Origin of the sequence: Ruegeria sp. AD91A, from assembly GCF_003443535.1 — a bacterium.
GTDB lineage: Bacteria > Pseudomonadota > Alphaproteobacteria > Rhodobacterales > Rhodobacteraceae > Ruegeria.
The window spans coordinates 166264-187802 of record NZ_CP031947.1 but is presented as its reverse complement, the minus strand read 5'-3'; the positions used below and the strand labels follow the sequence as shown (position 1 = coordinate 187802).

The 21539-nt window shown below is 56.1% G+C and carries 17 protein-coding genes and 1 pseudogene; 12 read left to right on the top strand and 6 right to left on the bottom strand.

Annotated elements, in window-relative coordinates; translation table 11 throughout:
• The first annotated feature begins 41 nt into the window (after nucleotides 1-41).
• From D1823_RS19345 to D1823_RS19335, 3 genes and pseudogenes are all read left to right on the top strand, one after another.
• On the top strand, nucleotides 42-1403 hold the full coding sequence (locus D1823_RS19345; protein WP_117873143.1) for a formimidoylglutamate deiminase: 1362 nt from the start codon (nucleotides 42-44) through the stop codon (nucleotides 1401-1403).
• A gap of 78 nt (nucleotides 1404-1481) precedes the next feature.
• Complete coding sequence (locus tag D1823_RS19340) at nucleotides 1482-2183, top strand: GntR family transcriptional regulator (RefSeq protein WP_117873142.1); 702 nt, start codon at nucleotides 1482-1484, stop codon at nucleotides 2181-2183.
• Between the two features lie 163 nt (nucleotides 2184-2346).
• Nucleotides 2347-2984, top strand: a pseudogene (locus tag D1823_RS19335) (IS3 family transposase); the annotation flags it as partial.
• A 486-nt stretch (nucleotides 2985-3470) separates the two neighbouring features.
• Here D1823_RS19335 and D1823_RS19330 read toward each other — a convergent pair.
• Nucleotides 3471-4088 (bottom strand): TetR/AcrR family transcriptional regulator, encoded by a 618-nt coding sequence (locus D1823_RS19330; protein ID WP_117873141.1) that lies wholly within the window; start codon nucleotides 4086-4088, stop codon nucleotides 3471-3473.
• 146 nt (nucleotides 4089-4234) lie between these two features.
• Here D1823_RS19330 and D1823_RS19325 point away from each other — a divergent pair, with 146 nt between their 5' ends.
• The 6 genes from D1823_RS19325 (at nucleotide 4235) to D1823_RS19300 (ending at nucleotide 11346) form a co-directional block, all read left to right on the top strand.
• Nucleotides 4235-5164, top strand: coding sequence for an AEC family transporter (locus D1823_RS19325; protein ID WP_117873140.1), 930 nt, complete (start codon nucleotides 4235-4237; stop codon nucleotides 5162-5164).
• Nucleotides 5165-5267: 103 nt separating this feature from the next.
• Nucleotides 5268-6101 (top strand): S-formylglutathione hydrolase, encoded by an 834-nt coding sequence (gene fghA / locus D1823_RS19320; protein WP_117873139.1) that lies wholly within the window; start codon nucleotides 5268-5270, stop codon nucleotides 6099-6101.
• Nucleotides 6102-6104: 3 nt separating this feature from the next.
• A complete protein-coding gene (gene sthA / locus D1823_RS19315) occupies nucleotides 6105-7562 on the top strand; it encodes a Si-specific NAD(P)(+) transhydrogenase (protein WP_117873138.1) in 1458 nt (485 codons plus the stop codon).
• On the top strand, nucleotides 7559-8014 hold the full coding sequence (locus D1823_RS19310) for a YaiI/YqxD family protein (protein WP_117873137.1): 456 nt from the start codon (nucleotides 7559-7561) through the stop codon (nucleotides 8012-8014). Before sthA ends, D1823_RS19310 begins: the two co-directional genes overlap by 4 nt.
• 122 nt (nucleotides 8015-8136) lie before the next feature.
• Nucleotides 8137-9231: an S-methyl-5-thioribose-1-phosphate isomerase gene (gene mtnA, locus D1823_RS19305; protein WP_117873136.1), complete on the top strand. Its 1095-nt coding sequence runs from the start codon at nucleotides 8137-8139 to the stop codon at nucleotides 9229-9231.
• Nucleotides 9232-9306: 75 nt separating this feature from the next.
• Nucleotides 9307-11346: a bifunctional aldolase/short-chain dehydrogenase gene (locus tag D1823_RS19300; protein WP_371415318.1), complete on the top strand. Its 2040-nt coding sequence runs from the start codon at nucleotides 9307-9309 to the stop codon at nucleotides 11344-11346.
• Nucleotides 11347-11391: 45 nt separating this feature from the next.
• Here D1823_RS19300 and D1823_RS19295 read toward each other — a convergent pair whose 3' ends face one another.
• On the bottom strand, nucleotides 11392-12627 hold the full coding sequence (locus D1823_RS19295) for an MFS transporter (protein WP_117873135.1): 1236 nt from the start codon (nucleotides 12625-12627) through the stop codon (nucleotides 11392-11394).
• Nucleotides 12628-12775: 148 nt separating this feature from the next.
• Between D1823_RS19295 and zapE the strand changes: the two genes are divergently transcribed.
• Entirely contained in the window at nucleotides 12776-13843 is a 1068-nt protein-coding gene (gene zapE / locus D1823_RS19290) for a cell division protein ZapE (protein WP_117873134.1), read from the top strand.
• Nucleotides 13844-13905: 62 nt separating this feature from the next.
• Here the strand turns inward: zapE and D1823_RS19285 are convergent, their stop codons facing one another.
• From D1823_RS19285 to D1823_RS19270, 4 genes are read right to left on the bottom strand one after another with little or no spacing between them, the layout of a single operon-like run.
• The gene (locus D1823_RS19285) at nucleotides 13906-15180 is read right to left on the bottom strand and encodes a folylpolyglutamate synthase/dihydrofolate synthase family protein (protein ID WP_117873133.1); all 1275 of its coding nucleotides are present in this window, start codon (nucleotides 15178-15180) and stop codon (nucleotides 13906-13908) included.
• Nucleotides 15177-16106, bottom strand: a complete 930-nt coding sequence (gene accD / locus D1823_RS19280; protein WP_117873132.1) for an acetyl-CoA carboxylase, carboxyltransferase subunit beta — start codon at nucleotides 16104-16106, stop codon at nucleotides 15177-15179. The genes D1823_RS19285 and accD overlap by 4 nt, the downstream gene beginning before the upstream one ends.
• Before the next feature lie 60 nt (nucleotides 16107-16166).
• A complete protein-coding gene (locus D1823_RS19275) occupies nucleotides 16167-17051 on the bottom strand; it encodes a CPBP family intramembrane glutamic endopeptidase (RefSeq protein ID WP_117873131.1) in 885 nt (294 codons plus the stop codon).
• Nucleotides 17044-20151: an ABC transporter transmembrane domain-containing protein gene (locus D1823_RS19270; protein WP_117873130.1), complete on the bottom strand. Its 3108-nt coding sequence runs from the start codon at nucleotides 20149-20151 to the stop codon at nucleotides 17044-17046. Before D1823_RS19270 ends, D1823_RS19275 begins: the two co-directional genes overlap by 8 nt.
• A gap of 252 nt (nucleotides 20152-20403) precedes the next feature.
• Between D1823_RS19270 and D1823_RS19265 the strand changes: the two genes are divergently transcribed.
• Nucleotides 20404-21165, top strand: a complete 762-nt coding sequence (locus D1823_RS19265; RefSeq protein WP_117873129.1) for a DUF6478 family protein — start codon at nucleotides 20404-20406, stop codon at nucleotides 21163-21165.
• A gap of 11 nt (nucleotides 21166-21176) precedes the next feature.
• Nucleotides 21177-21536: a hypothetical protein gene (locus tag D1823_RS19260; protein WP_117873128.1), complete on the top strand. Its 360-nt coding sequence runs from the start codon at nucleotides 21177-21179 to the stop codon at nucleotides 21534-21536.
• Nucleotides 21537-21539: the final 3 nt, after the last annotated feature.

Sequence of the window (21539 nt, the reverse complement as noted above, 5' to 3'; positions counted from 1 at the left end):
TTTCTATCAATTATATGTCTATGCATAAAATGAGGTGGAAAATGGCTATCTTCGCTAATCGCGCATTATTGAGCACCGGTTGGGCTTCGAACCTGCGGGTCGAAATCAAGGAAGGTCTGATAACGTCGTTGCAGAAGGGCGCGACGACGCAAGATGGCGATACGCGCGTCGACACTTTGCTGCCCGCATTGGCCAATCTTCACAGCCACGCATTTCAGCGCGCGATGGCGGGGATGACTGAATATCGAAAGGCCGGGCGCGACAGCTTCTGGACGTGGCGGGAACTAATGTACCGATTCACCGCGCACCTGACGCCCAATCAGGTACAGGCGATTGCCGCACTGGTCTATATGGAGATGCAGGAAGCCGGCTATGCCTCGGTTGGTGAATTCCATTATCTGCATCACCAGCCAGACGGCACACCTTATGGCAATCTTGCAGAGCTGTCCCAGCGGATCATGGCTGCTTCGGCCGAGTCTGGAATCGGACTGACGCATCTGCCCGTACTTTATTCTTATGCAGGGGTCGGCGAGCAACCGTTGGAATCGGGACAGCAACGATTTGGCAATGATGTGGACCGCTATCTGGCGCTGGTCGAGCAAGCGCAAGCGGCACTGGGCGATCTGCCGGATGACTGTCAGATAGGCATTGCCCCGCATTCCTTACGCGCGACGTCACCACAAGATCTTGCCCGGGTTTCGGAAACCAAAACGACAGGACCTGTCCACATTCACATCGCGGAACAGCCCAAAGAGGTAGCGCAGGTTCACGAGAGTCTGGGCGCACGCCCGGTGGAATGGCTCTTGAACAATGCAGAGGTAAACAATCGCTGGTGCCTCATCCACGCCACTCATATGACCGAAAGGGAAACCCGAGATATGGCGGCAACCGGCGCGGTCGCGGGGCTTTGCCCGATCACCGAGGCCAATTTGGGCGATGGCCCTTTCAACGGAGTTGTCTATCTTGAAGCCGGCGGTCGTTTCGGAGTTGGGTCGGATTCAAACATTTTGATTTCAATGACAGAGGAACTGCGAACGCTGGAGTACTCACAACGTCTGCGAGACCTGTCGCGCAATGTTCTGGTCGACGGGGACGGTTCGGTTGGACAGACACTTTATTGCAATGCGGCTTTGGGTGGCGCGCAAGCCCTGGCGCGCGCAGCGGGTCAGATCGCAGAAGGGATGCTGGCGGATCTTGTTGCCATTGACAGTCAGGATCCCGCGCTTTGTGCCCTGCGTCCTGAACAGTTGCTCGACGGGTTGGTCTTTGCCGCGAAGGATCACGTAGTGACCGATCTGTGGTCGGCGGGCCGCCATCAGGTACGCCAGGGCCGTCATATTGCACGGGATCGAATCGTATTTGACTATCGGCGGGCTATGGCTGATCTCATACTGAGGCTTTGAGTTTGCTGTTCCCTTTACGGGCTGACAAAAATGGCTTCATAATACCAATATGTTTGTACGTAATTGGATGAACACCACGTGACCGATCAAAAACACCTCGGCTTTCAGGACATTCGGGACGAAGTCGTGAACCGCATTCAAACCCGAGTCTGGCCGCAGGGAAGTCTGTTGCCCACCGAGATGGAATTGGCAGCCGAGTTCGGCGTAGCACGGGCGACGGTCAATCGGGCGCTGCGGGAACTTGCCGAACAGGGCATTGTCACCCGCAAACGTAAGGGTGGCACGCGTGTTGTGACCACGCCGGTAAAGCAGGCGAAGCTGCCAATCACTGTCGTTCGGCAGACAATAGAAGAAATGAATGCCGAATACCGCTATGCTTTGGTCAGCCGAACACTGATCGACTGCCCCGCGTGGTTACAGGCAAAGCTGAGCATTCCCGAAGGCGCGCAGGTCGTCCATTTGCAATGTATGCACCACGCCGACAACCGTCCGTTTCAGTTCGAGGAACGCTGGATCAACGTCAGCACCGTGCCTCAGGTTCTCAACGAAGATTTCCTGACCACCGGGCCGAATGAATGGCTGCTGTCCGAGGTGCCGTTTTCAAACGCTGAAATTGCCTTCTCGGCCGTCCCGGCAACAGGGCATTTACAGGAGTTCCTGGCGGTACCGCCCGGCACACCGTTGTTTCGATTGGAACGCACGACCTGGTTTCGCAGCGATCCGGTTACATTCGTGCGCATGACTTTCCATCAGGGATACCAGATGCGCACCACGTATTGAGACCAACGCGCTGAACAGGTTTTGATGGTGGTGAAAAACCTTACTGTTTCGAACACACCTTCCTTACTGCCGTCATATTCCTTACTACCGTCATAGCCCCTTTGACCCTTCCGAAAGATGACATTTCGATCCTAAAGCCAGCCTATCTGGTCCTGTCCCGGGGTTTTGCGCGGAGGCAGCGCGGGTAAGGTTAACCAGCGGCCTGCCGCGAAAGCAGGTTGCAACAGATTTTGGTGTCGGCTTCTCGACGCTGAGCCGTTTGATCCACCAGGATCGGCGCAATCCTGAGAAGCTGTCCGCCCAGTCTGATCTCGAGCGCGAGGTCGCGGAACTGCGGAAAGAGAACCGCATGCTTAAGAAGGAGAGGAGCTGAAAATTGCCACCCAGTTCTTTGCGGAGTAAAGCAAATGAGGTTTGCTTTCATCGTCAAGACCTCCGACATCCTCCCTGTCGAGCGGCTGTGCCAGATCATGGATGTCAGTCCAAGAGGGTATCGCGGCTAACGCGATCGTCCGCTCAGCCAGAACCAGCAACTGCTATGATAACGCCGCCCGCCTCTGGAAAGAATGCTATACATGAGCCTGCCGGGCAATGGTCGAAACCTTCTTCAAGGCGATCAAAGCTGAGTTGTTGTGGCAGCAATCCTGGAAAACGTGTAGAGACACCGAGATCGCAATCTTCGAATATTTCAACGGCTTCTACAATCCACGACGCAGGCACTCGGCCCTCGGCTGGAAAAGCCCTTTGGCCTTCGATGCAAAGGCTGCAATAGCAAGCAATCGGAGCGGCACGAAAGCGTGACGGGTCCATCCCAATGATCCGGGCTTTCGTGAAACAGCTTTTCGCATTCATTTGCGCCTTCCAAAGCTAAACAAACCCTACATCAGAACGAGGGACGTTTCTGGGGCAGGTCAGTTTGTCCCTTTTCGCGCAGGCGATGTGCCCGAGGCCCGAGGTGTTATCTTTGATATCTCGGCTGACGCATTGGAAAGTGAACATACCTGCGGGATCTTTCAAAAGCCCGGGTCGAAGTGGATGAAAAGCAATCCGTTGCTGTGGCGGCTTTGGGGTTGGTCCCCGGTATGCCCGCAGACCTGTTCGCAAGCACAGGCGAACGCGCAGTGATTGCTTATCCGGCACAGCCTATCAGCGAGTGTCTGGCCCAAACGTTTATCGAGTAAACGGTTTTACAAGACTTATAGCTTTAAACATTTGTGTATCGAGTGTTTTGGTGTGTGAGCGATGGTCTGCGCCCCTGTTCCGGGCGCGGGCCATCCTTTTGGTGGGCTACACCCCATAACGAGCAAGAAACATGTCAACGGCCTGAGCAGCAACCTGATCTATTTCATCCTGGGTGAAAGTGTTCTGAATGCCGAAAGCCGCCCGGGTCCAGATCCGCACTTTACACAGTTCGGAAAACTGCTCGGCGGCGATATGTACATCTTCAATGGCCAATTCGCCTTTGGCCACGGCCTTTTCCAGGTACTCGGCCATCTGTCGCTGGCCATTTTGTGGCCCAGCCTCATAGAAAGCGCGACCTAGTTCGGGGAACCTGTCGCGTTCGGCAACGCAGATCCTGAATACCTGTTGCGCGAAATCTGACACAAGAAAACTGGTCAGCTGTGTCGCCGTGATCTGAAGCACTTCACGAGCAGGTTTGGTTTCGTCGATCATCGAGATGACCCGCTCGGCCATCAGGCAGCATTCTGTTTGGGCAACTTCCATGAACAAAAGGCGCTTATCAGGGAAGTAGCTGTATAGCGTTGCTTTTGACACGCCAGCCGCGCGGGCGATGTCATCTACACTTGCACCTTCAAACCCGTCCGCCATGAAAACCTCTCGGGCCCCGCGCAGAACCTGGTCGAATTTTCGGCCGGTGCGCAGGATGGTGGCGGTCTGGGTCATGTCGTCTCCTTGATCGATAACTACACCAGCTTATAAACCGTTCGGTTTAGATACAACGATTCTCGGATACTTCAGCGAATCCGACGGTGCATTTGCTTTGATGTCGGGTACTTGCAGCGAGTTCAAACCGTGCTAGGACTTGGCCCATGCTCGACATCTTTTTGCGCACCCTTCCGTTTTTCGCGATTATCGGCCTGGGCTTTTGGGCGGGGCGCACACGGTTTTTCACGGCTGAAGCCACGGCATATCTGACCAAGTTCGTCTTTTATTTTGCGCTTTCGGCGATGCTGTTTCGCTTTGCAGCCACCCTACCCTTTGCCGAGATTTTCAATGCCCGGCTCATCCTTGGATATCTGCTGGGAACCGTGATTGTATATGTGCTGGCGACGGTCGTCGCGTGGCTGCGTGGGCTCGATATTCCGACCGCCGCGGTCGAAGCTCAGTGCGCGGCCATCGGCAATGTCGGGTTTCTGGGACTTCCCATGCTTGCTCTTTTGTTCTCTGAGGCTGCGATTGGGCCCGTGATGCTGGTCCTGACTGTCGATTTGGTGGTGTTTTCATCCCTTATCGTGATCTTGATCAATGGCGGCCGTGACGGAAAGCTGACTCCGGCCACGTTCAAGCTGATCGGAATGGGTTTGGTCAGGAATCCCATGATCGTATCCATCTCAGCCGGCCTCGTCTGGTCCTGGCTGCAAATACCTGTTCCTGAACCTCTTGGCGATTTTCTGACCATTCTCGGTGGTGCCGCAACTCCCGGAGCATTGTTCGCTATTGGCGCATCGTTGGCAGGCAAGTCGGCTGAACGTGTCCAGATCGCCGCTTGGTTAAGCTTTTGCAAACTGGTGATCCACCCGGCCTGCGTTGCGGTCGCTCTGTTGTGGCTGATACCGATTGAAATTTTTCCGGCAACTGTTGCCATCGCAGCAGCCGCTTTGCCTGTTGCGGGCAATGTTTACATGCTGGCCGCGCATTATGGAATCGCCCCGCATCGCGCGTCAGCCGCAATCCTTCTATCCACAATCGTCAGTATTCTCACCGTGCCAATGGTGATCGCCTGGATGGGCGCATTCTGACTTTCACGTTTTCGAAAAAATCTCTCAACGAAGGCGCGCAGACTTTACGCCGGGTCTGCTGATCGTTAGCCATGTTGCGACTCTAAAATAAGGACGGTGCCTGATGGAAACCCTTTCGGAAAATGCCTGTTTTGGCGGTGTGCAGGGCGTGTACCGCCACGCCTCCTCGTCGTGCAAGTGTGACATGACTTTTGGCCTGTTTCTTCCAGCCGAGGCTAAGGACGGGCCGGTTCCGGTTCTTTGGTATTTGTCAGGATTGACCTGCACCCATGAAAACGCGATGACCAAAGCCGGGGCTCAGGCGTGGGCTGCGGAACAAGGGATCGCCGTGATGTTTCCGGATACGTCGCCGCGCGGTGAAGGCGTCGCGGATCACGAAGATTACGATCTGGGTCAGGGCGCAGGTTTCTATGTGAACGCGACACAGGAACCTTGGGCGCCGCATTTCCGGATGTGGGACTATGTTGCCGAAGAGCTGCCCGCCCTGCTGTTCGAAAACTTCGCCATCGACAGCGAACGCCAGGCCATTACGGGCCATTCCATGGGGGGGCACGGCGCCCTGACACTTGCCATGGACCTGCCCGGACGCTTCCGTTCGGTGTCAGCCTTTGCGCCTATCTCGAACCCGACCGGAGCGGATTGGGGCCGCAAACAGCTGAGTGCCTATCTCGGTGACGACGAAGCGCTTTGGGCAAAACACGATGCGTCTTTGTTGATGAAGAAATCCGGTTTCGACGGTCCGATCCTGATCGACACCGGTGCAAACGATCAGTTCATGGATCTTCTGCGTCCCGAAGCTTTGGCGCAAGCCATCGCCGAACGTCGCCAGCAAGCGACATATCGCTTCCAGCCGGGTTACGATCATTCGTACTTCTTTGTGTCCACGTTTATGGAAGATCACATCATCTTCCATGCCGAGGCACTGTACGGAGACTGAGGGATGAACAAATACGATTACGACCTGATCATCATCGGGTCAGGACCTTCAGGGCGTTCTGCGGCTATTCAGGCAGGCAAACTGAAACGGCGTGTGTTGGTCATCGATCGCAAGGACCGTTTTGGTGGCGTCTCTGTCCATACCGGTACAATTCCGTCCAAGACTCTGCGCGAAACGGTGCTGAACCTGTCGGGCTGGCGCGAGCGCAGCTTTTATGGGCGTTCCTACCGGGTAAAGGATCAGATTCGTGCAGAGGATCTGAAAGCCCGCCTGCATATGACCCTCGACCATGAGGTCGACGTCTTGGAGCATCAGTTCAACCGGAACCACGTCGAAACTCTGGACGGTTTGGCCAGGTTTGTTGGACCGCACGAAGTAGAAGTCGCAACCGATGCCGGAGAAACAACGCGTGTGACGGCCGCGAAGTTCCTGATTGCGACAGGCACGAAAACCTATCGCCCGGATTATGTTCCGTTCAACGGCAAAACCGTGGTCGATGGTGACGAATTTCTTGAAATGGCAGAGATTCCGCGCTCGCTGGTTGTCATCGGTGCCGGGGTCATTGGCGTGGAATACGCCACAATGTTTTCGGCACTGGACGTCCGCGTCACGTTGATTGAACCCCGCGACACGTTTCTGGATTTCATCGACAGCCGGTTGATCCACGACTTCACCCACCAGATTCGGGAAAACGGTGTCGACCTGCGTTTGGGCTCGGCTGTCGAGAAGATTGAAGACGCCAGCGAACATGTGGAAGTGACCCTCGACAACGGTCGCCACGTTCGTGCTGAAATGCTTCTGTTCGCGGCCGGGCGCATGGGAGCGACGTCCAAACTCAATCTGGATGCCGTCGGGCTGGAGACGGACCACCGCAACCGGATCAAGGTCGACCGTAAGACCTATCAAACGGCTGTGCCGCATATCTATGCCACAGGCGATGTGATCGGACATCCTTCACTGGCGTCAACTTCTTTGCAACAGGGGCGAGTGGCTGCCTGTCATGCGCTCGAGACGCCCACGCTGCCGGAAAGCCCGTGGTATCCGTACGGCATCTATTCAGTGCCCGAAATTTCAACCTGCGGAATGTCAGAAGAAGAATTGCAGGAGCGCAACATACCCTACGAGGTCGGTGTGGCACGGTTCCGCGAGACGTCACGCGGGCATATCATGGGGCTGGAACACGGCATGTTGAAGATGCTGTTCTCGCTAAAGACCCGCAGGGTGCTGGGCGTTCAGATCGTCGGTGAAGGCGCGACTGAACTGATTCACATCGCGCAGGCCGTGCTGAACCTGAAAGGCACAGTGGACTACTTCGTTCAGAACACGTTCAACTACCCGACACTTGCCGAAGCTTACAAAATTGCGGGCCTGGATGCGTTCAACCGAATGCCCATACCAGAGGAATTCAAGGTTAAAAAGAGACCAGCGGAACCGGCAAAGAAAGAGGCGAAGAAAGCGTGACGACGCTGTATGTCGATGGCGATGCCTGTCCAGTAAAGGCCGAGGCCGAACGGGTCGCAACGCGACACAAAGTGCCAATGGCGCTGGTGTCTAATGGTGGGCTTCGACCATCGGCCAACCCGCTGGTGCAGGTCATTGTCGTTTCCGAAGGCGCCGATGAGGCCGACAAATGGATTGCCGAACGCTGTGGAGCGGGGGATGTCGTCATTACGTCCGACATCCCTTTGGCTGCAAAATGCGTCGAAGCGGGTGCGCGCGTGCTGCGCCCAAACGGTGAAATCTTCACAGCGGCGAATATTGGTCAGCAACTGGCTATGCGTGATTTGATGGCCGATCTGCGCGCGGCCAATCCGTTGGGAACCGGCGGTGGTGGTCGACCGTTCGGCAAGGCAGACCGCTCGCGATTTCTGGACGCCCTGGAACGGGAATTACGTGCCGCCAGACGGGGATAGCCAAGGCGGCGGCCTGCCCAAATTACTGACGCGAAATCAGAAACGCCCGTTTACAAGTTCTTCATAAGAAAGCACCCTGTAATTGAATTCTGGCCAGGCCATTCGAATACGGAGACTGCATTATGAAAGTACAGGGCACCCATTACCGGTCGATTTGGTGGGACAAACCGGCAGGTGTGGTTCGGATCATCGACCAAAGGTGGTTGCCGCATGATTTTCGGGTCGTAACCCTGAAAACGCTTGACGAATTCGCAGCGGCGATACGGGATATGTGGGTCAGGGGCGCACCTTTGATTGGTGCGACCGCTGCGTTTGGAATTGCCGAGCAGATGTCTCGGGACAGTTCGGAAGCTTCCTTCGACGCTGCGTATGACGTTCTGCACACAACCCGACCCACCGCAATCAACCTGCGCTGGGCATTGGACAGATGCCGAGAAGCGCTGATGCCGCTTGCTCCTGGTGATCGTGCCGAGCGCGCCTGGTCGCTGGCGCAGGAGATTGCAGACGAAGATGTCGAGATCAACGCCGCAATTGGCCGTCACGGGCTGGAACTGATCAAGGATATCGCAGCTCGAAAACCCGCCGGTGAGCCGGTAAGGTTGTTGACCCATTGCAACGCGGGATGGCTGGCGACTGTGGATTGGGGCACGGCCACAAGCCCGATGTATCACGCGCATGACGCGGGCATCCCCCTGCAAGTCTGGGTGGATGAAACCAGACCGCGCAACCAGGGCGCACTGACCTCCTGGGAATTGGGTGAGCATGGCATTCCCCATCGTTACATCGTGGACAATGCCGGCGGTCATTTGATGCAGCACGGCTTGGTTGATTTGGTGATTACGGGCACAGACCGAACCACGGCCCAAGGTGATGTTTGCAACAAGATCGGGACTTATCTGAAAGCTTTGGCTGCACGTGACAACGGTGTGCCATTTTACGTCGCCCTGCCCTCTCCTACGATTGACTGGACAGTTCGCGACGGTGTGGCCGAAATCCCGATCGAGGAACGTGATGCAAGGGAAGTAACCCATGTCATGGGGGTTGATGGGCAGGGGAATATCTCGGACGTACGCGTGACGCCAAATGGCACAGAAGGTGGCAATCCTGCCTTTGATGTCACACCAAACCGGCTGGTGACGGGGCTTATCACCGAGCGCGGCATCAGCGAGGCTTCTACCGACGGGCTAGCCCGGTTGTTTCCCGAACGGGCTGGTTAATACTTTGTTTAGCGCAGTCCTGAATTGTGCAATCGCCCCCGCGGATTATGCACCCGCTTAACTTGCTGAGAATGAATGATGATTGAAAACTGGTACAGGGCCGATGAGGCACGAAAATGGCGGGATCGGGTCGGAACAGATCCCGCAGATCAGGAACTGGGCGAACGTGTCTACACCTCGCGGCTGATCGGTCAGAACCCGGACCTTCTGATGCATGGTGGAGGCAACACGTCAGTCAAGCTGGAACGCCCTGATCTGTTCGGCGATCCGCGGCGTGTTCTGCATGTCAAGGGGTCTGGGTGGGATCTAGACAGCATCGAGGCGCCGGGCCTGCCAGGTGTTTGGCTTGATCCTTTGATGAAACTGCGCGCGCTGGACCACCTGTCAGATGCGCAGATGGTCAATGTTCAGCGCGCCAATCTGCTGGACTCGGGCTCACCGAACCCCTCTGTAGAAACACTGTTGCATGCGTTTCTGCCGCACAAATATGTGGATCATACGCACGCGACACCCTTTCTGGTGCTCGCCAATCTGCCAAACGCCGAGGAGGTTTGCCGCGAGATTTTTGATGACCGATTGGGCATTGTACCCTATATCAAGCCTGGCTTTGGGCTGGCCAAAAAGGCGGCCGAGGTGTTTGACAAAAACCCGAATGTCGAAGGACTTCTGCTGCTTCAGCATGGGCATTTTACGTTCGGCGCGACGGCGCAGGAAAGCTATGACCGGATCGTGGCCCATACCAACGAAGTCGCTGCCTATTTCGGAATGAAGGACCTGACAACAATTGGCCGTCGCGATCCGGCTGAGAATCTTGAGGTATTGCCGATCCTGCGCGGGGTCATTGCCGAAGTCGCAGCCCAACGGGATGACCAGATGCCGGTTTTTGACCTCCGCAACGGGCCGGATGTCATGCAGTTTTTTGATCGTCCGGATATTGATTCATTGGCCCAGCGAGGCATGGCGTCGCCGGATCATGTATTACGGACAAAAGGCTGCCCGCTTGTATTGCGAGCATCGGATTTGTCTGGGGGCCGGGCGCGGATCAAGGCGAAGGTCGCAGAGTTTGCCAAAGACTATCGGGAATATTTTGAACGGCAGGCCCCGCAGGTCGACGAGCCCAAGAAACTGCTGCCCCAAGACCCCAAGCATGCTTGGATCGAGGGTGTTGGGATCATTGGAATAGGCCCAAACGCGAAGGCTGCCTCGACAGCGGCGGATCTTGCGGAACAAAACCTGCGGGTGCGATCAGTGGGCGAAGACGCGGGCGGTTTTTTTCCCAACAATGAAAAAGATCGCTTTGATTGTGAATACTGGTCGCTGGAACAGGCGAAGCTGGGCAAAAGCTCACCACCTCCGCTTCAGGGTAAGATTGTTATGGTGACCGGCGGTGCAGGAGCGATAGGTCTGGCGACAGCCAAGGCCTTTGCTGATGCCGGTGCAAATGTCGTTCTGGTGGACCGGGATGAAGGCGCGTTGGCCGAGGCCAAATCGACCCTTGGCACATGGCATTCGACATACGCTTGCGACGTAACCGAAAGAGGCGCCGCGGATGCCGCAATAGCCGCGGTGATACACCGGTTTGGTGGGCTCGATGTAATGGTGTCAAATGCCGGGGCCGCGACCTCGGGCGCATTGCTGGATCTTGGCGACGAGGAATTCCGTGCTGCTTTTGAACTGAATTTCTTCGCGCACAAAGCATTTGCGACACAGGCTGCCCGAGTTATGCAAGCTCAGGGCCGCGGCGGTCAGATCCTGTTCAATATCTCGAAACAGGCGATCAACCCGGGCCGGAACATGGGGGCCTATGGCACGCCGAAAGCCGCCACCCTGTTTCTGTTGCGCCAGTTGACGCTTGAATTGGCCGAATATGGAATCCGTGTGAATGGGGTGAATGCAGACCGAATTCGGTCTGGCCTGCTGACGGATGGGTTCATTCAGGAACGCGCTGCCGCACGTGGCGTTTCCGAGGAGACCTATATGTCAGGCAACCTGCTGGGCCGCGAAGTAGAGGCAAAGCACGTCGCAAATGCCTTTGTTGCATTGGCGCTGATGGAACGCACCACCGGTCATGTCGTGACGGTGGATGGCGGCAACACCGAAGCCGAGCTTCGGTAACGCCTTTGCCCGATTGGTTCCCTGCCTGTGGTGTACCGATGTGCCTCAGGCAGGAACTGCGGATCGGTCTTCACGGATCGGCAGGTGTACTATCGCGCTGAAGGCACCGATCGCGACCCCGATCCACCAAACCATGTTGTAGTCGCCATACTGGTCATACATGCGACCGCCAAGCCAGACGCCCAGGAAGCTGCCGATCTGGTGGCTCAGGAAGATAAAACCATAGAGCGTGCCCATATAGCGCAGACCGTAAAGATGCGCGACGAGACCCGAAGTCAGCGGCACGGTAGCCAGCCAAAGCGATCCCATCATCAACGAGAATACGATGACCGTAAGTGGTGTGATCGGGAACAGGATGAACAATGCCGCGGCAATCGTCCGGCCCGTATAGACTGCGGCCAGAAGGTATTTCTTGTGAAAGTGATTGCCGGCCCAACCTGCTAGAAGCGTACCGCCGATATTGGCCAGACCGATCAATGAAATCGACACCGCACCAAGCGCCGATGTGGAGGTGATACCGATGGAATGCAGTACACCTCCGGGCTGGATTGGCCCGCACATCTCGGTTACGAAAGCCGGGAAATGCGCGGTGATGAAGCCCAGTTGATATCCGCAGCTGAAAAACCCCAGAAAAATGAGAGCGTAGGAAGGATCGCGGAACGCCTTGCCCAGTATCTCGCTCATGCTTTCTTCCAGCTCAGCCTTCGAGATCGTCTGTGGTGCGCGCATAAAGGGCAAGGTCAACACAAGCGCAAGAATCGCCACGGCGAACACGACAAAGACGTGTTGCCATGGCAAGAATGACAGCAGCCATTCCGCCGTTGGCGCCCCCACAACCTGCCCAAAGCTGCCCGCGGCGGTAACGATGGCAAGCGACATGGACCGGTTTTCGTTGGCAGACGCGCGACCGACGACCGCCAGAACCACACCAAACCCGGTCCCGGCGATACCGAAACCCACCAGCCACGCATACATCTGATGTTCGAACGGTGTGACAGACCACGCTGTCAGCACCATGCCGGCCGCGTAGGTGAGAGCGCCAAGAATGATGGCTCGTCGGTCGCCTACCTTTTCGGCAATAGCGGCAAAGATCGGCTGTCCGATACCCCAAGCCAGGTTCTGAATTGCAATCGCCATTGAGAAATCGGTCCGCAGCCAGCCGAACTCATCCGCTATCGGAATCTGGAATAAGCCGAAAGAGGCGCGCACGGCGAAACTGACCGTGACGATGATGCATCCGACGATCAGGATCGGATTCAACAAGCGGGCGTATTGGGGCATGGGACCTCAGGCATTGCGTCCGAAGGACCGTATTAGTTTTGGTGTCAGCGTCAATTCAGCAGATTTGCGGTCACGGATATACAAAATTGATGTGTCGCCAAAAATGGCTTCTTTTCAACAGGCGAGGTGACGGGTAAGGCTCAGATTCATGACGGATCTAATTTCGCTCTACGAGGCCCGCATCGCGGATGGAACCCTGACACGCGACGACGCGCAAGAGGCCGTTCTGCCTCAATTCGAACGTATCCGAGCCGCTTTGTCCGAGCCGGTCAAACGCGGGTTCTTCCGCAAGGCACCTCCGCCCCCCAGAGGACTGTATCTATGGGGCGGTGTCGGGCGTGGAAAATCGATGCTGATGGATATGTTCGTCGATACGCTGAGCGACATCCCCGCACGACGTGTGCATTTTCATGCTTTCATGCAGGAAATCCATGCTGGAATGCACAAGGCACGACAACAAAATGTCGAGGATGCCCTGGCACCAGTGGCGAAAGAGGTGGTCAATTCAGTTCGCTTGCTCGCATTTGACGAAATGCAGATCACCGACATTACGGACGCAATGATTGTCGGGCGGCTGTTTGACTTGCTGCACGAGGGCGGCGTAGTCGTTGTAACCACGTCGAACAGGCATCCCGACGATCTGTACAAGGATGGGCTGAACCGGCAGCTGTTCCTGCCTTTCATCGCGCATATCAAAGAGCAGTCGCAGGTGTGGGAATTGGTGTCACCCACGGATTACCGGCAAAACAGGTTGGAGGGTGCCCCGGTCTACTTCACACCGATTGGCCCAGAAGCCCGGCAGAAAATCAGAGAGGTCTGGACAGATCTTGCCGGTGGACCCGCAGAACCGCTTTTATTGCAAGTCAAAGGCCGTGCCGTTGAACTGCCAGCCTTTCGCAACGGAGTGGCCCGGGCTTCATTTTATGACCTGTGTGGGCGCATGCTGGGACCGGGGGATTATCTGGCGATTGCGGAAGAAGTGAAGGTGCTGGTGCTTGAGGATATCCCGCGCCTGTCGCGGAACAATTTCAACGAGGCCAAGCGTTTTGTCACCCTGATCGATGCGCTCTACGAAGCCAGGGTGCGATTGATCTGCTCGGCCGCGGCCGAACCCGAGATGCTGTATGTCGAAGGCGAAGGGACATTCGAGTTTGAACGCACCGCATCGCGCCTGCGGGAAATGCAGGATCAGGATTGGGGGCAACTTGGGCGCTGATCCGCCCGTATCGCGTGACCCACCCAAGACTATGTCAGCCAGATCAAGAGGCTGGAACGCGCCTACGCGTTTTCTTGCAGAATTTTTCCGGCCAAATAAAGCGAACCGCAGATCAGAACACGCGCCTGCGGGTCATTGTCCGTGATCACTTTCAACGCGTCCGCTACGCTGTCTGCGGTGGACGCGGGCAGGTTGACCTTGGTCGCAGCCGCAGCGGTTTCTTCTGCACTAAGCGTCGCCGCTTCGCCCGGAATGGAGACGGCTGTAAGGCTTGCGGCCTTCTCAGCAATAGGTGCGAGATACCCGGTCACATCCTTGGTGTTGAGCATGCCGCAAATCATGTGGGTCGGTTTTATTGGCAGATTCGTCAACACATCCGCCAACGCGACACCTGCGGCGGCGTTATGACCACCGTCCAGCCAAAGCTCGGCCTGCGGGGCCTGATCTACGAGCGGGCCGGATTTCAGACGCTGCATGCGTGCCGGCCATTCGGCTTTGGTGACAGCGGCTTCGTATGCGTCGTCGCCCATGTCCAGATGACGCAGAACTGCCAACGCTGCGCCGGCGTTCTGAACCTGGTGCGCGCCCAGAAGGTTGGGCAGAGGCACATCGCGTAAACCTGTTTCGTCCTGATAGATCAGGCGCCCGTTTTCTTCCTGCACGTGCCAGTGCTGCCCATGGACCAGCAAAGGCGCACCCAAACGGGCGGCGGTGTACTCGATGACCTCAAGCGCTTCGTCCTGTTGTGAGCCGACAATGCACGGAACGCCGGGCTTGATGATACCCGCTTTTTCCGCCGCGATCTTGCCCAAGGTATCACCCAGGAATTGTTCATGATCGATGGATACGGGTGTAATAACTGTGACGGTCGGGTTTTCGATCACGTTTGTAGCGTCCAGACGCCCGCCCAGCCCGACCTCAAGCAGTGTGTAATCTGCTTTGGCACGGGTAAAGGCCAGCAGGGCAGCACATGTGGTGATCTCAAAATAGGTGATGTTTTCACCGCCGTTGGTAGCGTAGCATTCATCCAGAACCGCCGTCAGTTCTGTTTCCGAGATCAGCTCTCCGGCCAATCGAATGCGTTCATGAAATCGTGCCAGGTGCGGCGACGTATAAGCGTGTACCGAGCGTCCTGCCCCCTCAAGCCCCGCTCTGATCATCGCCTGAGTCGAGCCCTTGCCGTTGGTGCCGGCAATATGAATGACCGGCGGCAGTTTAAGTTGAGGATTGTCCAGCGCCGCCAGCAAACGCCAAACGCGGTCCAAGGTCAGATCAATGATCTTGGGATGCAGCGCCATCATCCGGTCGAGGATGGCGTCAGACGTCTTGGCCTTCATTTTGGATCTGTCTCTTCCACTGGGGCCTCGATTGCGTCGGCTGGTTCCGGTGCGGGTAGATCACCCTTGATCGCAGGGTGCAGCTTCATCAGCATGCGCGTGATGGTGATCAACTCGTCACGCAATTCGGTACGTTTGGTGACACGGTCCAGCATACCGTGATCCAGCAGGTATTCGGCGCGCTGAAAGCCTTCGGGTAGTTTTTCGCGAATCGTCTGCTCGATCACGCGAGGTCCGGCAAAGCAGATCAGCGCATTGGGTTCCGAGATGTGGACATCGCCCAGCATCGCATAAGATGCAGTGACCCCGCCAGTCGTCGGATGAGTCAGAACAACGATATATGGTAGGTTGGCTTCTTTCAGCATCTCAACTGCCACAGTGGTGCGCGGCATCTGCATCAGGCTGAGGATGCCTTCCTGCATACGGGCCCCACCGGCAGCCGAGAAAAGGATCAGAGGACGCTTGAGTTTTACCGCTTCCTGCGCGGCAGCGATGATCGCGTTGCCGACATACATCCCCATCGATCCGCCCATGAACGAAAAGTCCTGGGCTGCGGCCACGATTGGGGTGCGGCCAATTTCACCCAAGGCGACCAGCATGGCTTCCTTTTCGCCGGTCTTTTTCTGCGCTGCTTTCATGCGGTCGGGATATTTCTTCTGATCGCGGAATTGCAACGGGTCGTCTTTTGGGGTGGGCACCTCAACCTCGGCAAAGACTCCGCCGTCAAACAAGTGCTTGAACCGTTCACGCGGCGTGATCGCCATATGGTGGTCACACTGTGTGCAGACATTCTGGTTTTCCGCCAACTCGCGATGGAACAGCATCGTTCCGCATTCGTCGCATTTGTGCCAGAGGTTTTCGGGCACTTCGCGGCGTGAGAAGATCGAGTTGATCCGGGGGCGGACGTAGTTTGTGATCCAGTTCATGTCGGAACCTTGGCTTGTGCGGTGTTGACGTCAAATAGGACGCCACGGAAGGAATTGCAATCAACGCCTGAGCGCAAGTCGCGCGGCCAGCCAGCAAACGAACATCACAGCCAGGTCCACCAGAAGCCAGGGACGAAGCTGCTCGGCGTCAGATGCGTCGAACGGAAGGGTAAACAGGGCCAGCCCGTTCAGGTTGTCAGGCAACGAGATGAACAGCAACGCAATGATGTTGTTGAAAAAATGCAATGCAATAGCAGGTCCCAGTGTTCCAGCCCGGGCCGTCAGGTCCGACGTCAACAGACCGAAAACGCAAGCCCATAGCGCAATCAGCAGCGCATTGTCGCCAGCCATGTCGGGCGTGTAATGTCCAACGGCAAAAAGGATTGAGGGTACCCCCATCCAGATGACAGGAGATTGGAATCTGGCTGCCAGAGTTTGCTGGATATACCCTCTGAACAATAGTTCTTCGGCGCTGGTCTGTACCAGAACAACCAACGCCGAAACCGGCAACAGAAGAAGCCAGGTCGACAATGGCAGGTTCTGCGATAGAGATCCGCCGAAGCCATAAGGCGGCAACAAGAACCCGACCACACCCAAAATAAGAAGTGCTTTCAACACTTGCAGGAATTGCCCCGCTGCCAATCGGTACCCGCCGATGATAGACGCCAAAGACCTTTGCTGAACTTGCCGCGCGGCGACTGCCACGCCTAGAATGATGAAACCGAAACTGGCCAACAGCAACAGCAGCGCGAGGGGTGAACTGCCCATCAAAAGCGTCTGCGCCCAGCTTTCCGGCCCCATCCCGGCGATCACGGTAAAAAACACGATATTCAGAACGCTGACCAGCACTGCAACCAGCAAGAGCCCCAGCAACAGGCGCCAGATTTCCGGTTTGGCGCGTGCCGTTTCGACCAAATTGCTATGAGCGGTATATGCTTTAGGCATTTTTATCCGTGCTTTCCGGAGTCACCTGATCCGCAATGGCAGGGAGCAGCTCCTCAGGGTTCTGTGCTGCGTTGATTCTTGTGGACAGCGTAGTCAGATACCCCGCGACAGTCTGCAGCAATTGTGTTGCAACCGAAGCGTCGCTTTCGACCACGGCACGCAGTTCCTCTGCACCGATACGCAGGAAACTACAGTCTTCGATGGCGACCAGATCCAGTTGTCTGGGTTCTCCTGTAATGATGGATAGATCACCGATCAGACGCCCGGGCTCGATGATCGAGATTGGGTGTTTTGTTCCATCATCCGCAGGCCAGTCCAGTCTGGCCCGACCTGAGATGCACAGATACGCCGCGTCCGGTGCCTGACCACGCGAGAAGATGACTTGCCCAGCTGCAGCCTCGTACCATTGCGCTGAGAAGGCCAGCAGTCGCTGGTTGCGACCGTCCACGCCGGAAAACAACTCGGTGGCGGATAGGATTTCAAGCTTTCGGCTCAGGTCGTCCGAAGTGCTGTCTTCTTTTGTTGAAGAAGTGCGTGATACTCCGTCGATACGACCTTCTTTGATTTCCACAAACAAATCATAAGCTTCGGGATGTGCAAAGTGATCTTCCATAAAGATCATAATGGAATCCGGCAGCAACTCCCGTAGCTTCAGGCGGGTGCGCAGCCGGCTTTCAGAATCGTGACTTGCCAGAGCCTTATCCAAAATCAGGATGTCAGGACGCTTGATACCGGCGCGAGAGAAAGCGGCACGTTCCTGAAAGACGGTCGGCAGATTGTTCCCGCCCAGACCCGTTGGCAGATCATAAATGATGGCCGCTGCCCGGCGTCGCAAGCCGGCTTCGTTCATGGCTTCGGCCACGACGTCTTCTATGTCGTCTGCATGTGCACCTGCCATCAAAGACACCCGGCCGTAGATCGCATTTTCCAATACTGTCAGACGTGGCACATAGATATCCGGCGCAACCGTTATGAACATACCACCCATCGCATCCCGCAGCCGCTTGGCCTGACTTTTGCGAATGGCAAGAATCTTTTCCTTGTACTCGTCCGGAAAGTCCGGGCCGATCTGTTCTGCCGTCAACAGGAACGGCACCGTCAATAGCAATGCACGCTCCTGATCGCTCACAGCCATATCACCTTTGGCTTTGCGCCGTTCTTCGATATCCAGCAAGTTGTGATACATGTCCTTGGACATACCAAGCCTTAGGAAAAGCGGGTGATCCGCTCCGTCCCTCCCGAAGGTCTTGCTGAGCGTATCCATAACGGCCTGAGAGATACTAATCACGTCGTCAGCCAGATCATGGGCGCTGAGCATCTGAACAAACCGTTCGTCACCTGCCAGAATGTCCGGAGATATGTCCCTGGATGGTGCCGCGAACAACAGGTTGCCGCCCAGCGGAACTGCCGGGTTGAAGCGATCGGGGTCAAACCGGTACACATAGCGGTCAAGCCCCTTTTCCGCCAGGCGCTTGGCGATTGTCCCTCGTAGATTGACCACTTCCTGTGCCAGAACCGGGTGAACTTCGGGGTCAAACTGCGTACGCAATGTGCGGCGGAACATGAACTCATCAATGCCCATCGCTTCCACTAGCTGGAACCACCAGTCACGTATGTCTTCGATATCGTCAAGGCCAGCGAGACCCGGATCAATCCATTCATCGCCCAGAGAATCCGGTGAATTGCCTGCACGAACAGCTTCGATCTGCCACCGTGTCGGGGCTTTGAGCGTTTCTGCTTCATGACGTGGGTGCGTCCGCAAGGGCATCATGAGGTTATCGCCCAACGTCCCGTCAAACAGGTACGGGCGCGAATAGGCATAGCCGATCCGGGCCGCAATGACGGACTGATGCAGGCCGCGTAGATTGTGTCCGGCCATAATCACCTCGCCCTGCACCGGTAACACTTCACGTGTCAGGAGCTGCCCCAACGCACTACGCTCCGACGCGTGTGGAGACTGAATCGCGACACGCGCGCCACGTGGAATGGTCAGATCGAGATCTTCTAGAACGGTTTTACCATCAATATCGCGGACCGTCACATTTCGCAGCTCGATATCGCCAGTCAGACGCGGGATGGTTTCAGGTTCACCCTCGAACAGCTCTTCCGGTATCATGTTATCCGGAGCAAATCTCTCGGTGACGATCTCCCACCGCAAAGACATGTCCTGCACCTGGTTGTAATAGGTCAGCAGATCCTTCCATGGGCCGCTCAGATCCTTGTAGGCACCCAATGCAGCAACCAGAGCGCCTACGGTCACCTCACCGGTAATCGCCAGATATCCACCCACTGAATAAAACAGAAAGGGCGTTATCTGAGTAATCAGATTGTTGAGGAACTTCATGAAGAATTTTTTGTTGTAGATCTTGAAGCGGATCTCGAACAGGGTCCCCAACCGATGGCTGAATTGCGCCAGGCGATAGCGCCAACCGCCATTGGTACGCAGATCGCTGATACCCGCCGCAGTTTCGCCGATCTCCGAGCTCAGACGTCGAACTTCCTGAATGCGGTCCTTGTTCAGAAGATTGATCTGCCGCTGAAGCTTGGGGATCAGCCAGGCCTGAAGCGGGATCAGCGCGATACTGGCAAGTCCGAACCAAACACTTTGCATGAACAGGAATGTGACGATCGTCATCATCTGGCCGAACTGAAAAACCGGCTGTGCGATGGCATCCCCCATCAAGCCGCCCATCGGTTCGGCCTCGGATGTGATCATCGATACCAGCTCACCCTGGCTGGTGGTCGCGAAATAGGATTTCGGAAACCGCATCGAGCGCTGGATCAACGTATAACGCAGGCGCCGCAGCATGCGTTCCGCAAGGATGCCCTTCATCGTGTTGATGCGCATCTTCATCACACCACTTGCGATCACCGTCGCCAGGAATGCAATGCACAGTATCATCAGATACTGCACCTGCGTCACGGTGAAATTCCAGATGGTTACCGTGTCACCCGGCGCGCCGATTGCGTCGTTGATGATTTGTTTGGGCAATTCCAGCGAGGCATAAAGAAACGGGAACGACAAGACTGTCAGCAGAAGAAGAACAAGTTGCTGTTTCTTCGAATGTTTCCAAATGAAGGCAAATAAAGTGGACTCCATAACCTGGCCTTGTCATGAGCTAAACTGTTGCGTGGCTGTTGTTGGGGTGACCCACTTTGCAGGTACCAGACGGTAAGCACTGACCCTGTGTATTGCAAGAATAGACCAGTTCATATCCAACACGTCGCGCCTATCCAAATTATGGTCCGACCCCAACAGAAAACCGCAGGCTTTCGATAGCAATTTTGTTATTGCGGGTTTGTTCATGCTCTTCTCCTTGACTAACGACGGGCATTATCGGACGACGTGGCCATGAGCAGGATTCTGGATAGCTATATTCATCGCAAGATTATGGGGCGTTGGCGCCGGGCCGCGCACCAGGCCCCGTATGCCACGCAGGCAGATTTGCGGTTGCAACGAGACCAGGCCCGCGGTTTGCGCCGGCATCTTGATCATTTGATTCAGCAGGCAGACAGCCGCCTTATCCGGCCAAAGGTTGGGTCCACGCAGTTTTCCAAGCCCCTCGGGACGGACTGGAGCTGTCGCCCCGACCTTTGGCGTGGCCCCCTGACGCAACCGGGTGTGGCTTCGGCCCCGCGAAAGGCCGTTCTGGATAGGCAGGTCAGCCTGTTCCACGATTGCCCGCATTCTGAAATTGCCGTGCGGCAGGTCCGCAACAGGGACGGCAGGGATCTGGCCCCGTTCAGTCTCGTGGTCGAGGTTTTCAGCTTTGAAGGATCCTTTCTGTCAGTTTCGGTCGAATTACCTGAGGATGCAGCAGTTAACCTCACACGCGAGCACCTTGTGAGGGTGGAAACCCTGATCGAGTGTGAAAAGCCATCGAGCGTGTTCGCGCGCCTCAACATTCAGCACGGGCCCAATATGGAGCAAGTGTTGCGAAGCCTTGATCCCACTGAGGCGTCGAATGCGGTGGATTTTGATCTGGCGCACCTCCCCCTGAATGAGCGCAGGATCGAAAAAATCTGGCTGGACCTGATTTTTGAAATGCCCGAGATGAACCGCATAGTGGTGCGGGATCTTACGTTTTGCCGTTTTCATCGCGCCGACTTGTGAGAAGATCAGACATGACGCAAACCACGTTAACCTTCATTCGGTTCGAAAACGGAAGCTGGCAAGGCCATATTCAAGCCAGCAGTGAGCCGATTCTGGAGGTCAGCTACCAGGGCGAAACCCTTAACAATGTTGACCTGTCGCCCGCAGAAGACGGATGGGATTTACGCATACAGGTGCCTGTTGCCGCCCTATCCGAAGGCGTGCACACGTTCGTCATTGCAGACGCAGCTAATGCTGAAAAACTGGGACACTTCACGGTAATCTCGGGTGAGCCTGCAGCAGATGATCTCAGGGCCGAAGTAGATTTGTTGCGTGCAGAGCTGGATATGCTGAAACGCGCATTTCGTCGTATCTGCCGGGACGGCTACTGATCC

What these genes read in the sequence shown, in the direction of transcription:
- D1823_RS19345 (WP_117873143.1), top strand. Translation starts at nt 42, where the DNA reads ATGGCTATCTTCGCTAATCGCGCATTATTGAGCACCGGTTGGGCTTCG.
- D1823_RS19330 (WP_117873141.1), bottom strand. Translation starts at nt 4,088, where the DNA reads ATGACCCAGACCGCCACCATCCTGCGCACCGGCCGAAAATTCGACCAG.
- D1823_RS19325 (WP_117873140.1), top strand. Translation starts at nt 4,235, where the DNA reads ATGCTCGACATCTTTTTGCGCACCCTTCCGTTTTTCGCGATTATCGGC.
- fghA (WP_117873139.1), top strand. Translation starts at nt 5,268, where the DNA reads ATGGAAACCCTTTCGGAAAATGCCTGTTTTGGCGGTGTGCAGGGCGTG.
- sthA (WP_117873138.1), top strand. Translation starts at nt 6,105, where the DNA reads ATGAACAAATACGATTACGACCTGATCATCATCGGGTCAGGACCTTCA.
- mtnA (WP_117873136.1), top strand. Translation starts at nt 8,137, where the DNA reads ATGAAAGTACAGGGCACCCATTACCGGTCGATTTGGTGGGACAAACCG.
- D1823_RS19300 (WP_371415318.1), top strand. Translation starts at nt 9,307, where the DNA reads ATGATGATTGAAAACTGGTACAGGGCCGATGAGGCACGAAAATGGCGG.
- D1823_RS19295 (WP_117873135.1), bottom strand. Translation starts at nt 12,627, where the DNA reads ATGCCCCAATACGCCCGCTTGTTGAATCCGATCCTGATCGTCGGATGC.
- zapE (WP_117873134.1), top strand. Translation starts at nt 12,776, where the DNA reads ATGACGGATCTAATTTCGCTCTACGAGGCCCGCATCGCGGATGGAACC.
- D1823_RS19285 (WP_117873133.1), bottom strand. Translation starts at nt 15,180, where the DNA reads ATGAAGGCCAAGACGTCTGACGCCATCCTCGACCGGATGATGGCGCTG.
- accD (WP_117873132.1), bottom strand. Translation starts at nt 16,106, where the DNA reads ATGAACTGGATCACAAACTACGTCCGCCCCCGGATCAACTCGATCTTC.
- D1823_RS19275 (WP_117873131.1), bottom strand. Translation starts at nt 17,051, where the DNA reads ATGCCTAAAGCATATACCGCTCATAGCAATTTGGTCGAAACGGCACGC.
- D1823_RS19270 (WP_117873130.1), bottom strand. Translation starts at nt 20,151, where the DNA reads ATGGAGTCCACTTTATTTGCCTTCATTTGGAAACATTCGAAGAAACAG.
- D1823_RS19265 (WP_117873129.1), top strand. Translation starts at nt 20,404, where the DNA reads ATGAGCAGGATTCTGGATAGCTATATTCATCGCAAGATTATGGGGCGT.
- D1823_RS19260 (WP_117873128.1), top strand. Translation starts at nt 21,177, where the DNA reads ATGACGCAAACCACGTTAACCTTCATTCGGTTCGAAAACGGAAGCTGG.